The organism is Massilia frigida, assembly GCF_011682175.1.
In the GTDB taxonomy this organism is placed as follows: Bacteria; Pseudomonadota; Gammaproteobacteria; order Burkholderiales; family Burkholderiaceae_D; genus Telluria_A; species Telluria_A frigida.
Map to the genome: position 1 here is coordinate 59,871 of NZ_WHJG01000004.1, position 12,908 is coordinate 72,778.

Sequence of the window (12,908 nt, forward strand, 5' to 3'; positions counted from 1 at the left end):
CATGAGCAAGACTATTCTCAGGGCGCTGGGCCGGCGCGCCATGCAGCTGGCCGTGGTGGCCGTGCTGGCGGTGCCCGGCGTGGTCTCGGTGATCGACGCCCGCACCAAGCCGAACGACCCGAACCTGGCGCAGCTGCCGCCGCGCCCGGCCTCCTTGCACGCGCTGGGCGAAGCGCCGGCCAAGGTCACGGCCTGGATCAACGACCATTTCGGCTACCGCAGCGAGCTGCTCAAGATGAACAACCGCCTGCGCTTCAAGGTGTTTCGCGAATTCCCGTCGGTGCAGGTGACGAGCGGGCGCCACGGGCGCTACTTCCTCACCGCCCACAGCACCACCGACCGGCCGTTCCAGGCGGTGCTCAGCACGTGCAGCGGCGTGGTGCCCGACCCCGCCATCGTGCCCTACATTAACCGCATGTTCGATACCTACCGCGCGGCCGGGCTGGCGCCCAGGCTCTTGCTGGTGCCGTCGGCGCCAGTGGTGCATCCGGAAGACTTGCCGCGCTGGCTGGCGCCGCGCTGCATGGGCACCGATACCGGGGTCGCCGCCATGCTCGCCTCGCGCGCGCTGGCGCCGGCTTCCAGCGCGGCGATGCTGTATCCGCTGGCGCAGATGCGCGAGATCAAGCAGGGCGCGACCCTGTTCCCCAAGACCTGGTTCCACTGGACCGGGGAGGGGCTCGACCAGGTGGTGCGCCTGAGCCTGGCCACGTTCTGGCATCGTCCGCTCGACCAGGCGCCGCCGCTGCAAACCAAGAAGTACATGCACCATTCGGACGTGTCGCACCTGTTCGACGGGGTCAGCCTGGAGAGCGAGATCGTCGAGCCGGACCTGGCGGCATCGCAGGTGACGGGCTGCTTCGGCGAGACCTGTTTTCCGGAGGTGGAGGCGGGCAAGGTGCTGCGCGACGTCAGCCGCTTCGGCAATCCGAAGGCGCAGGCGCGCCGCCTGCTGATCATTTCCGATTCCTTCGGCTCGAAGGTCTCGCCATGGTATGCGCGCTACTACCGCGAAGTGGAGCACTTCGCGACCAATAATATCGACCTGCTCTCGCCGGCGCAGCTGGCCGCGCTGCGCACGTATATGTACCGCGATCCGGACCAGACCGATATTCTGCTGCTCTACCACGACGGCAACGCCGTCTACACCGACATGCTGCGCTACGTTACCGAGCGCATGCTGCCGGTGGCGCCGGGTGCGCCGGCGCTGGCGGTCAAAGCGCTGCCCTGACCCGGCCTCAGGCGGCCGGCCAGCGCGCTTCCTCGCGCCGTCCGGCCAGCACGTCGAGCAGCTGGGTGGCGTTTTCGCGCCAGGTAATCCACGGCATGCCGGCGGATGCCGGTGCCGTGCCCGCGCCGTGCTGTTCCAGCCACTCGCGCAGCGCCGCCGCCAGGTCGGCCCCTTCCATCCCGCTGAAGTACGCCGCGTGCTCGCGCGCCACTTCGCGGAACACCGGAATATCGCGCGCCAGCACCGGCAGGCCGTAGCGCGCCGCCTCGATCAGCGGCAGGCCGAAGCCTTCCCCTTCACTCGGTACCAGCAGGCAGGAGCTGGTCTGGTACAGGTCGAGCAGTTCGGCGTCGCCGATCCCCTTGAGCCATTCCAGGCGCTGCCCCAGTTGCGGATGGCCGCGCAGGCGTTCGACGATGCGCGGGATGGTGCGCCGCGCGCCATCGGGCAGCGGGGTCCAGCCCTCGGCGCCGACGATCACCAGTTTCACGTCCACGCCCTCGCGCCACAGCTGCTCGAAGGCGTCGAGTGCTTGCAGGTGGCCCTTGCGCGGCTCGATGGTGCCGACCATCAGGAAGGTGGCGCTGGTGCCCCTGGCCGCCGCCACGCGCGCGGCGGGGACGGCTTGCGGGCCGCCGATATCGGCGCCGTGGTGCAGCACCGCCAGCTTCACCTGGCCGTGGATCTCGGGCCGGGTGTGCTCCAGCCAGGCTTGCAGTTCATTGCGCACGGCGTCCGAAATGCACACCAGGCGGTCGGCCTGGCCGGCGATGCAGGCCAGCCAGGCGGCGTGGCCATGCTGCGCGCCTTCGGGGAAGAATTCGGGACGCAGCACCGGCAGCAGGTCGTGGATCAGGAAATTGACTTCGACCCCGCGCGCGCGCCAGTGCGCGTACACGCCCTTGCGCGCGGCGGCCATGATGGCGCCCGGCGCGTAGTCGGCGCTGTAGAAGCGGTCGCCCGCCTGCACTTCGACCGGCTGGTCGGGCGGCAGCGGGCAATCGATGCCGAACAGGCGCCGCGCATAGTCGCGCGCGTAGCGGTATACGCAGCGCCCATCCTGGTCGGCCAGGTACACCGGTTCGATGCGCAGGCCCGGTTCGACCCGCGCCAGCAATTCGATGAGCTGCATGCGCACCACCCGTTCGATCCCGGTCTTGAGGTCGTGGCGCGCGATCGAGGTGACGTCGACCAGCAGCTGGCGCGGCGCCAGCGCTTCCGGCATGACGGCCAGGCACTGGGCGCTGCGGCGCACCAGCGCGTCGTCGGCATGCAGCGCAGGCTGCGCGGCCAGCGCCGCCAGCAGGGCGCCGCGTGCGCCGGCTGCCGGCGCGTAGGTCTGTTCCAGCGCTTCGGCATACAGGCGCGCGCTGTGGGCGGGGCTGTGCAGGGTATGCAGCAGGGTGCGCGCGCGCTCGCCCAGCGCGCCGCGGCGGGCCGGATCGGCATGCAAGCCTTCCAGCGCTTCGCGCAGCTGCGCCATGCTGAACTGGTCGGGCAAGCCCCACACCGCATCCGGCGCCAGTTCGGCCATCGAACCGTTGGCGTTGACGATGGTCGCCAGCCCGTAGTTCAGGCAGTCGAGCACCGCGGCCGAGGTTTCGCCGCGCGACTGGCAGCGCAGCTGCACGCCGACGTCGGCCGCTTGCAGATATTGGTGGTACACCGCTTCGTCGGTCCAGCCGGCGATGCGCATGCGCTTGCCGCCGGCGCTGGCCAGGGTGGCGTTGATCGCCACGCCATAGTCGCCGCCATCGTTGGCGCCGACCAGCACCAGTTCGCAGCGTGGATTGGCGTGCAGGGTGGAGCTGAGCCAGGCGTCGAGCAATTCCTGGCTATGCTTGGTATGCGCCACGAAGCCGAAGCTGCACACCAAAAAGACATCGTCGGCGATGCCTAGCGCGCGCCGGGCGGCAGCGCGGTCCTCGGCCTGCGGCAGGGCGCGCGGCAGCGGCACCACGCTCCAGTCGCCCGCCGCCAGCGCTCCGTACCACTGGCGCGCCAGCGCGCGCGCATGCTGCGAATGGACCACCACGCGGCGCGCCTGGCGCAGCACGGCCAGGTTGCACGGATACAGGTTGCGGGCGTCGAGCGCGCGCGCCGGGTCCAGCCCGGCCAGCAGCGCGGCCATGCCATGGCCTTCGTAGAGGGCATCGGTCCAGCCGTTGGGAATCGCGCCGGCCATCTGTTCGTAGGCCAGCACGCTGCTGATGAAAAAGTCGTGCAGCACCACCACGCCCGGATGGCGCGCCAGCAGCCCGAACATATGGCTGTGGAAGGGGCTGTTGCCGAACTGGTACAGGATGCGGTCGAACTGGCCGGCGTTCTGGTCGAACCAGGCGGCGCTGCGGCGGGGCAGGGCGGCCAGGGACGGCGGCAGCAGCACCTTGTCCTGCTGGACGATCAATTCGATGTCGTAGTGTTCCATCATGGCCCGCAGCACCTGGGCCGCGTAGTCGGCGATGCCGGTGCGCTCGGGCGGCAGCGGCGAGACGAACGCCAGGCGCGGACGTCTGGCCGGCAGGGCCGCCACCGGCGCGGGCACGTTGCCGAAACGCGCTTCCAGCGCGCGCAGGGCCTTGGTGGCGCTCGCGTCCCACGAAAAGCGCGCGGCCTGGGCGCGCCCGTGCACGCGCAGGCGTTCCTGCATGGCCGGGTCTTGCAGCACCTGGGTGATTTTTTCGGCGATCGATTGCGGCCGGTCGGCGTCGAACAGCGCTTCCGCGCAGCCCACCACTTCCGGGATGCTGGTGTTGTTGGCGCCGATGACCAGCGCGCCGCAAGCCATCGCTTCGAGCGCCGGCAGGCCGAAGCCTTCGTGGCGCGAGGGGAAGATGAACAGGGCGGCAGCCTGGTACAGGCGAATCAGGTCGGCGTCGCTGACGTAGCCGGTCAGGATCAGCTGGTCCTTTTCGAGGCCGCGCTTGGCCGCGTGGGCCACCAGCTCGGCGCGTTCGCGCTCGCCCATCTTGCTGGCGATGAGCAGCTGGTGGGCGTCGCGCAGCGCCGGCGGCAGCAGGCAGTAGGCGGTGATCAGGCCATCGATGTTCTTGCGCGCGTCGAAGCCGCCCGGCGCGTACATCAGCATCTGGCGCGTGATGCCGAAGCGCGCGCGCAGTTCGGCCAGTTGTTGCGGCGTGCTGTCGGACGGACGGAAGGACTGGTCGACCGCGGTGGAGATGGCGGTCACCGACTCGGGCGCCAGGCCAAGCGCGTCGATCGCTTCCTGGCGCGAGTAGTCCGAGATCGACAGCAGCAGGCCGGCGCTGCGCAGCGAAGCGATCTTGCGGTCGTAGTAGGTGCGCTGGGTCTGGCTGCCGAGGTAGGCGGCCGGATTGAGGAAGGGGATCAGGTCGTACAGCACCACCGCCGTGCGCGCGGCGCCGTCGAAGGCGCCGACCGAGACCACGGCATCGTCGACGAAGCCCTCGAACAGGCTGGTGACCAGCACCGCGTCCGGGCGCAGCTGGGCGATGAAATACTCGCGCATCAATTCAGCGGCGCGGCAGCGCTCGCTGTTGCCTTCCTCGATTTCGGCGACCGGGCCGACGATGTCGAACACCCGGATGCGTTCGGCCGGCACCAGGCCGGCGAAGGCGCGCCGCAGTTCGGCGATGGCGCCGCCCAGCGCGCCGTTCAGGACCAGCCAGACTTCATGCTCGCCGGCGTTGCGCGCCACGCCCAGCGCCAGGGCCAGGGAATAACGGCCGATGCCGCGAAAACGGCTCTCCGACTGGGCGCCCTGCAGGTCGATCACAATCCGCATCACTTGTTCCTTGCTTCCATGGCTTGTTTGAGTTCGTGGTACATGCGCTGCTCGCGCGGCGACAGGTCGGCCGCGCTGGCGCTCGGGGTGGGCGCGGCGGCGGCCGGCGGCGGCGGCGGAGCATTGCCGCGCCGCAGGACGCCGTACAGGCGCGCGTGCAGGCCGGGGAAGCGCCGCAGCACCGTCAGCGCCATGCGCTTGATGCGTGGGCGGCGCAGCATGGCGCGCATGAAGCTCAGCAGCGGCCCGCTCAGGCGCCGTTTCACGCCGCTCGCAATGCGTCCCTCGCGCGCCGCGCTGCGCAGGCGGTAAGTGGTGCCGGCCAGTGCGCGCAGCGGCGCCGTCACGCGCCAGGAGCTGCTCGCCAGCAGGGCCGCCACGTGGGCGTCGGCTTGCTGGGCGCGCGCTTCGGCCACGCCGATGCGATGTCCGAGGGCGTCGAGCTGGCCCTGGAGCTGGCCCTGGATGTGCCCGATCTGGGCCTGGAACTGGGTCTGGGCTTGCAGCGCCAGCTGGACCTGCTGCACCATCTGGCCTTGCAGTTCGGCCAGGCGGTCGGCATTCGGGCCGACCCGCTGCAGGATCGGTTCGGCCATCTCCAGCCGCAGGCGGTGCTGCTCGACGCCGGCCGCCACCCGCGCCACGCCCTGGTGCGCTTCGCCGAGCGAGACCAGGCCGTCCTGCAGCGCGTGCTCGACGCGCTGTATCGTGTGTTCGGCGCGCGCGATGCCGGCGTGCAGTTCGGTGCGGCGCTGGTTATCCTGCTCTTCGAAGCGCAGCGCCAGGTCGGACAGGCCGATGCCGAACTTGGCGGCGAAAGGCGCGGCAAACGCGGCCAGCGCCTCGGGCGCGGCATCCTTCTGGCCGAGCACCGCGTAATCGGGGCTGACGCCATCGAGCACGTTGATCAGGCCAATCGGCGCGTCGGTGTGCAGCTGCGCCGCTTCTTGCAGGCGCAGCACCTTGTGGCGCGGGAAGCCGGCAAAGCCGGTCACGAATTCGAGCAGCGGCGCCGGGATTGGCTTGAGGTGCGAGGGATCCATGTAGAAGCTGGAGGCGCCCACTACCAGGTTTTCGGGGTTCGGCGTTTCCATGATCAGCAAGCCGCCCGGCAGCAGCACGCGCAGCGCTTCGGCGATCAAGAGCTGGACCTGGTCGAACGGAATGTGCTCGACCAGGTGGAAGGCCGACACCATGGCCACGCTGGCGTCGCCACAGGCGCGCAGGGCCGACAGGGCGTCGGTCAGTTCGGCGTGCAGGCCGCGTTCGCGGCAGGCCGCCAGCATGCCTTGGTCGAGGTCGACGCCGCGCGGCGCGAAGCCATGCTCGGTCAGCAGTTCGAGCCATTCGCCGCGTCCGCAGCCCAGGTCGAGCACCGCGCCGCCCGGATACAGCGCGGCCAGGGGCGCGAAGAAGGGCTGGTAGGCCATCAGGCGCGCTTTGATCAGGGGCCGCGCGCCGCGGTAGCGGTCTTCAAAGGCGCGGTAAAAATTGTCGCTCATCGCAGGATCTCCACTTGCGGTTCGAGCCAGCTGGTGCCGACGAATTGTTTGCGGTTCATGTTCATGACAATGAAGAGGAAGGCCAGGTCGCGCCATTCGTAGTTGTCGCCCAAATGGGTTTCGGTGCTGGTCAGCGCGGTGGTGAGCGAGTAGCTGCCTTCGCCCAGGTTGAGCGGAAAGCGGAAGCGGAAGTCGATTTCTTCGCCGGCGGCCACGTCGTGCAGCGCCATGTCCATGTGGTGGGTATTGGTGCCGTACATCTGCTGGCCGAGGCGGTCCTTGATCATGTAGCCGAGTACCAGGCGCTCAAGCGGCGCATGCACGCGCACGCGGATGCGCAAGGTGACGGCGGCGCCCACGTTGACCGTTTCGAGCGCGCGCCCGGCCTCGTCTTCGAGGGTGATCGCGGTCACCGTCGCTTCGCCGCTGCCGGAACTGGTGCGGGTGCGCCCGGCCTCGGTGACCACCTGCTCGACGCCGGCGCCGTCGCGCGAGGCGATCAGCGCGTTGTAGTAATCCATGACCTGTTCCGGGCTGCCCTGGGAGGCCAGGCGCCCGCCGTCGAGCAGCAGCGCGCGTTCGCAGATCGACTGGATCGCGGCGCGGTCGTGGCTGACGATGAGCAAGGTGGTGCCCAGTTTCTGGAACTGGCGGATGCGCTCGAAGCTCTTGTGCTGGAAGTAGGCGTCGCCCACCGACAGCGCTTCGTCGACGATCAGCACGTCGGGGCGCTTGACGGTGGCCACGCTGAAGGCCAGGCGCATCTGCATGCCGGACGAGTAGACCCGCACCGGCTGGTCGATGTAGTCGCCGATGTCGGCGAACGCTTCGATCTGCGGCATCAGCTCGCCGATTTCATCGACCGTCAGGCCAATCAGCTGGCCGGCCATGAAGGCGTTCTGGCGCCCGCTGAAGTCGGGATGGAAGCCCATGCCCAGTTCCAGCAGCGCGGCCACGCGGCCGGTGATGCGCACGCTGCCGGTGGTCGGCTGGGCGGTGCCGGTGATCAGCTTGAGCAGGGTGCTCTTGCCGGCGCCGTTGATGCCGATGATGCCGACCGCTTCGCCGGGTGCGAGCTGGAAGCTGACATCCTGGATCACCCACTTGAGGCGGTGGCGCGCGCCAAGGAAGGGCAGCACCCATTCCCACAGGCGCCCCCAGCGGTTGTCATACTGCTTGTAGGCCTTGCCCAGGTTGCTGACAACGATACTGCCCATCAGAGTTCATCCACCATTTCACCGGCGCGCTTGCGGAACAGCAGTAAACCCATGACGCAGCACAGCACGGTGAGCACCGCGATCGGCAGCAGGCTGGCCCAGTCGGGCATCTGGCCCTTGACCAGGATGGTCTGGTAGGCGCCGATCACGCCGGCCATCGGGTTAAACACGAGCAGCTCGCGCACCGCCGGCGGCAGCGCGCTGACCGGGTAGACGATGGGCGTGAACCAGAACCAGAATTGCAGCAGGATGGTGAAGAACTGGCCGACGTCGCGGAAGAAGACGTTGAGCACGCCGAGCACCATGCCCAGCCCGATCGAGAACAGGATCTGCAGCAGCAGCACCGGATACAGCGCGAAGTAAATCCAGCCGGGGAAGGTGCCCGAGATGACCATGAAGGCGGTGAACAGGCCGAAGATGATGGCGAAGTTGATGCCGGCATTGAGCACCACGATGATCGGCAGGCAGATGCGGGGGAATTGCAGCTTCTTGATCAGGTTGGCGTTTTCCAGGAACACGGTCTGGCCGCGCGTGGTGATTTCGGCGAACAGGCCCCAGGTCAGCGCGCCCGCGCACAGGTAGATGCTGTAGGCGAAGGTCGAATCGACCCCTTGCAGGCGGCTGCCCATCACTTCCGAAAAGATGACGGTGTAGACGATCACCATCGCCAGCGGATTGAGGACGGTCCAGACGGCGCCGAACAGGGAATTGCGGTACTTGGACTGGAATTCGCGCTTGACGCTGCCGAGCACGAAGCCGCGGTAGCGCCACACGCCGCTGAACATCGACAGCGAGATCATGCGCGCGCGGCGCGGACGAACGGCGCGCAGGTGCGGGTGGGCGTGGCTCGCGCACTGGCGGCTAACAGCAGGGTCAGGGGTTGGATCGTGTCGATTTTCATATGGGAAATGTAGGGTCGCGGAAGGGCTACCGGTTCAGCTGCCCGCGGCCGCCACGGCTTGCGCGGGCGCCAGCCGGACTGCCGCGGGATCCCTGTCGCCGCTGTTACCGTGGCGTCAAAAGGCTCGGGATTATACCATGCGGCCCTGCGCCAATCGATGGGAAAGGCATGCGCAGCGGCAGCCGGGACGATCTGGCAGTAGGCGAACTGAGCAGTTATAATATTGCATTTTACAAACGTCACTTCCCCACATGCAAAATTCCCACGTCCAGCGTGCCGACCCCGGCGCCGCCAGCGGCAAGCTGGCCGGCATCGACCTGTTGCGCTTCGCCAGCGCGCTGGCGGTGCTGCTGTGGCATTACCAGCATTTTTCCTTCGTGGCCAACCAGGCGCGCGATTTCCATACCGAAGTCCAGCCGCTGTTCGGCCTGCTTTCCCTGTTCTACCGCTATGGCTTGTACGGAGTGCAAGTATTCTGGTGCATTTCGGGATTCATCTTTTTCTGGAAATACGGGCAGGCGCTGGCCGACAAGACGGTCGACGGCGGGCGCTTTTTCCTGTTGCGCTTTTCGCGCCTGTATCCGCTGCACCTGATTTCCCTGCTGCTGGTGGCGGCTGGGCAAGTGCTGCATGCGAGCACTCACTCCTGGTATTTCGTCTACCGCGATAACAGCCTGTCGAGCTTCTTCTTGCAGCTGGGCATGGCGAGCCACTGGTTCTTTCCGCTGACGGGCTTTTCCTTCAATGCGCCGATCTGGAGCGTGTCGCTGGAAGTGATCGCTTACCTGTTTTTCTTCGGCTTCAGCCGCCTGGCCGGCGTGGGCGCGCGCGCCACCGTGGGCGCGCTGGCGGTGCTGGCGCTGGCGCGCTATTCCAGCGATCTGCCGCTGATCGAATGCCTGCTGTTTTTCTATCTGGGCGGGGTGCTGGCGCTGCTCGACCGGCGCAGCGCCGCCTGGAGCGCCGTGGCGCGCCATGGCCTGGGCGCGCTGCTGGCCGTGGCGCTGGTGGGGCTGGCGGGGGCCACGGCGGCGGCCGCCATCAAGCCCGAGCACGCCCTGTTCGGCATCGTGCCGGCCCTGGTGTACCTGATGCTGCAGTACGTGCGCCCGGCCCACGCGGGAGCGCAAACGCTGTTCTCACGCCTGGGCAATCTGACCTATGCCAGCTACCTGCTGCATTTTCCGCTGCAGCTGGCCATTGCGCTGGTGTGCGGGGCGCTCGGGTGCGCCATCCCGTGGCGCTCGCCATGGCTGCTGCTCGGCTTCCTGGGGGCCACCTTCGCGCTGTCCCATGTGTGCTACCACCGCGTCGAGCTGCCGCTGCAGGCGTGGATCCGGGCTTGGCCGGGCTTGGGCGGCACTGTCGGCAGGATCAGGCGCGGCAGGTTTCCATCAGTGCGAACACCTGTTCCGGGCGCGTGACGCGCTTGTGGGCGCGCGTGATGCTGGCCCACAGCGAGGGCGCGGCGGCGCCGTGGCCGAGCGCGAAGCCGGCCGGCAGGCGGCACAGGTCGAGGATCAGGCCTTCGCCGGCCATGTCGATCTCGTGCCGCAGCGTCCAGTCGCGCTCGAACACCATCAGCTTGCCGGAGGTAAAGTCGCGCGACTTGCGTTCGGTAAGGGCGGAAATGCCGACGCAGCGGGTGCTGGCGTCGAACGCCACGCCGCGCGGAAAACCGCCGGTATCGAGCACGAAGCCGGAATCGCTCAGCAGGCGGCTTTCGGCCGAGGAACAGGAAAACAGTTCGCCATTTTCGCGCCAGATATTGTGGCCGCAATTGCCCATGGCCACGGTCTGCACCAGTTCGCGGCTTGCCAGCGAGAAGCCGAACAGCTCGCTCGGGCCACGGTTGTGCCCCAGGATCCAGACTAGGCCCTGGTCGAACATGAAGGAATTGAAGTGGTTGACGTCGCCGCCATCCTGGGCGCCGAACGGATACCAGCGTTCCCACGACTGGCCATCCCAGATGGCGATCATGTTGTCGTAGGAACTGGTGAGCCACAGCTTGCCGTCGTGCCAGGCGATCTCGTGCAGGTCGCGCAGGGGGAAGGGCGCTTGCAGGCGCTCGCACAGCGCGAGCGAGCGGTCGAACACGAGCACGTCGCCGCGTTCTTCGGACGGCGGCACGTCGGACGATACCAGCCGGTTGCGGGCGGCGACGAACAGATGCTTGTCGTTATGGGCGATGCCGTAGTACAGCCCGTGACCACGGTCGAGCACATGCGCGTGGCCGCTGGTGGTATTGAGCAATAAGAACGATTGCGATGTGGTAATTAGTAAATTCATGAGGCAAGGAACCGTGTTGACAGGATGCGCCTGTCGCAATGTTGCATGCACGGCGCCTGATGCCGCTAGGCGGCATTCGAATCGGCGATTATAACGTGAAGGCGGAGTCGGCCGACAACACGCGAGGATTTCACACCGGATCGGCCATGCGCTGCAGCTCCAGAACCGGGTCCAGATTGACCACCCCGCTCCAGATGATGGCGTCCAGATTGCGCAGTACGCTGAAGGCGCTGGCGTCCTGCACGCGCGCCAGGGTCTGGCGGAAATCGCCATCGCCGGCGCCGCCTTCGGCCACCCCGGCGGTGATGGTGTATTCGCCGGGCGCGAGCGCCGCCTTGAAGGAAAATTCGGCGGCCACGGCTTCGCCGGCGGCCACCGCGCCGATCGGGCGGCGCATGCAGTAGGTATTGGTCATGAACACGGCTTCGCCGCGCGCATTGCGGATCTGAAAGCCGATGTGCGGGTCGGCGAACGCGGCGCTGAACAGCACCTCGACCCGCACCGTGGCGACGCGGTCGCTGATGACCGTGGCCACCGGACGCTCGTCGGCATACAGGCCGATGGCGCGGATCAGGGCGCCGCCGCGCTCGAACGAGCCGACGGCGGCCGCCGCCGGCAGCGGCGGGGGAGCTGGCGCCGGCGCGGCCGTCTGCGCAGGCGCGCTCGCTGGCGATTCAGCGGGGCTTGCGGCCGGCACAGCGGCTACCAAGGCGGTCGGCGGCGGCGCGGGCGGCTTGCCGTCGCGCTGGTTGAGCACGTGGGCGTTGTACAGGTCGATCACTTCGCGCGGGCTGCTGTCGAGCGCGACCTGGCCTTCGCTGATCAGGATGGCGCGGTTGCACAGCGAATACACGGCGCCCATGGCGTGCGAGACGAACAGCAAGGTGCTGCCGGCGTGGCAATACTCGCGGATGCGCTCGAAGCACTTTTGCTGGAAGAAAACGTCGCCCACGGCCAGCGCTTCATCGATGATCAGGATGCCGGGCCGCACGGCGGTGGCCACGGCGAACGCCAGGCGCACCTGCATGCCGCTCGAATAGACGCGTACCGGCTGGTCGATGTAGTCGCCGATGTCGGCGAAGGCTTCGATCTCGGGCATCAGCAGCTCGATTTCCTCGACGCTCATGCCGATCAGCTGGCCGGCCATCAGGGCATTCTGGCGGCCGGTGAAATCGGGATGGAAACCCATGCCCAGTTCCAGCAGGGCGGCCACGCGGCCGCTCAGGTGGACCGCGCCGGTAGTCGGCTGGGCGGTGCCGGTGATCATCTTGAGCAGGGTGCTTTTGCCGGCGCCGTTGACGCCGATGATGCCGACCGCCTCGCCCTGGGCGATGCTGAAATTAATGTCGCGCAATACCCACTTGAGGCGGTGGCGCTGGCCGAGGAAGGGCAGCGCCCATTCGAGCAGGCGCGACCAGCGGGTTGGATATTGCTTGTATGCTTTGCCGAGCTGGCTGACCTGGATGCTGCCCATCAGCGCATGCTCCGTGGGCGCGAAATTGCTATCGTCATAGAACATTCATTGGTTAAGGCCGGCGCGCCGGGGTGGGCGATTATACAGCAGGCATGCGCGCGGCCGCGTCGCGCGGGCCGGCACGGCAGGCGTCAGGATTGCCGCTCGCGGCATGAACTGCTATGATAACGGCCAAGAAAAAATAACAAATAAACAAGCAGCGGCGCCTGGCAAGGGCAGCGGGACTTTTAGGAAAACGATGGAACGATCCTGGGTGTATATCCGCTTTAATACGCGTAACGATAACGACAATCCCCTGCCGTGGCGCGTACTGACCGAGCGCGGCCGGGTCGATGGCGTGCTCGAACTCGACCAGCAGTTCGCCGCCGAGGTGCGCTTTACCGCCAGCGCCGTGACGTCCTGCGACGAAGTCGAAGCCGGCGTGCTCAAGTGGCACCTCAAGGCCCATGGCTACCTGGCCTGGGATGGCGACGTGTGCACCGTGTGCGACCAGCCGGCGGCATCATGAGCGCGCCTGTCCATCCGGAC

General features: G+C 67.7%; 9 protein-coding genes. 3 read left to right on the forward strand and 6 right to left on the reverse strand.

What is annotated here, in order from left to right; translation table 11 throughout:
- Position 1: 1 nt before the first annotated feature.
- A complete protein-coding gene (locus F2P44_RS05610; RefSeq protein ID WP_167085740.1) occupies positions 2-1,231 on the forward strand; it encodes an alginate O-acetyltransferase AlgX-related protein in 1,230 nt (409 codons plus the stop codon).
- Between the two features lie 7 nt (positions 1,232-1,238).
- On the opposite strand, the gene F2P44_RS05615 is transcribed toward F2P44_RS05610, so the two are convergent.
- From F2P44_RS05615 to F2P44_RS05630, 4 genes are read right to left on the reverse strand one after another with little or no spacing between them, the layout of a single operon-like run.
- Positions 1,239-4,997, reverse strand: coding sequence for a glycosyltransferase (locus tag F2P44_RS05615; RefSeq protein WP_167085741.1), 3,759 nt, complete (start codon positions 4,995-4,997; stop codon positions 1,239-1,241).
- A complete protein-coding gene (locus F2P44_RS05620; protein WP_167085742.1) occupies positions 4,997-6,499 on the reverse strand; it encodes a class I SAM-dependent methyltransferase in 1,503 nt (500 codons plus the stop codon). The genes F2P44_RS05615 and F2P44_RS05620 overlap by 1 nt, the downstream gene beginning before the upstream one ends.
- Positions 6,496-7,716 carry an ABC transporter ATP-binding protein gene (locus tag F2P44_RS05625; protein WP_167085743.1) on the reverse strand — a complete coding sequence of 407 codons (1,221 nt, stop codon included), beginning with the start codon at positions 7,714-7,716 and terminating at the stop codon, positions 6,496-6,498. The genes F2P44_RS05620 and F2P44_RS05625 overlap by 4 nt, the downstream gene beginning before the upstream one ends.
- The gene (locus F2P44_RS05630; protein WP_289310205.1) at positions 7,716-8,516 is read right to left on the reverse strand and encodes an ABC transporter permease; all 801 of its coding nucleotides are present in this window, start codon (positions 8,514-8,516) and stop codon (positions 7,716-7,718) included. The genes F2P44_RS05625 and F2P44_RS05630 overlap by 1 nt, the downstream gene beginning before the upstream one ends.
- A 352-nt stretch (positions 8,517-8,868) precedes the next feature.
- Between F2P44_RS05630 and F2P44_RS05635 the strand changes: the two genes are divergently transcribed.
- Positions 8,869-10,041, forward strand: coding sequence for an acyltransferase family protein (locus F2P44_RS05635; RefSeq protein WP_167085744.1), 1,173 nt, complete (start codon positions 8,869-8,871; stop codon positions 10,039-10,041).
- On the opposite strand, the gene F2P44_RS05640 is transcribed toward F2P44_RS05635, so the two are convergent.
- Together F2P44_RS05640 and F2P44_RS36330 are read right to left on the reverse strand one after the other, a co-directional pair.
- The gene (locus F2P44_RS05640) at positions 9,992-10,906 is read right to left on the reverse strand and encodes a hypothetical protein (protein WP_167085745.1); all 915 of its coding nucleotides are present in this window, start codon (positions 10,904-10,906) and stop codon (positions 9,992-9,994) included. The two genes, F2P44_RS05635 and F2P44_RS05640, sit on opposite strands and share 50 nt — an antisense overlap.
- 130 nt (positions 10,907-11,036) lie before the next feature.
- Entirely contained in the window at positions 11,037-12,380 is a 1,344-nt protein-coding gene (locus F2P44_RS36330; protein ID WP_167085904.1) for an ABC transporter ATP-binding protein, read from the reverse strand.
- A gap of 238 nt (positions 12,381-12,618) precedes the next feature.
- Here F2P44_RS36330 and F2P44_RS05650 point away from each other — a divergent pair, with 238 nt between their 5' ends.
- On the forward strand, positions 12,619-12,888 hold the full coding sequence (locus tag F2P44_RS05650; protein ID WP_167085746.1) for a hypothetical protein: 270 nt from the start codon (positions 12,619-12,621) through the stop codon (positions 12,886-12,888).
- Positions 12,889-12,908 lie beyond the last annotated feature (20 nt).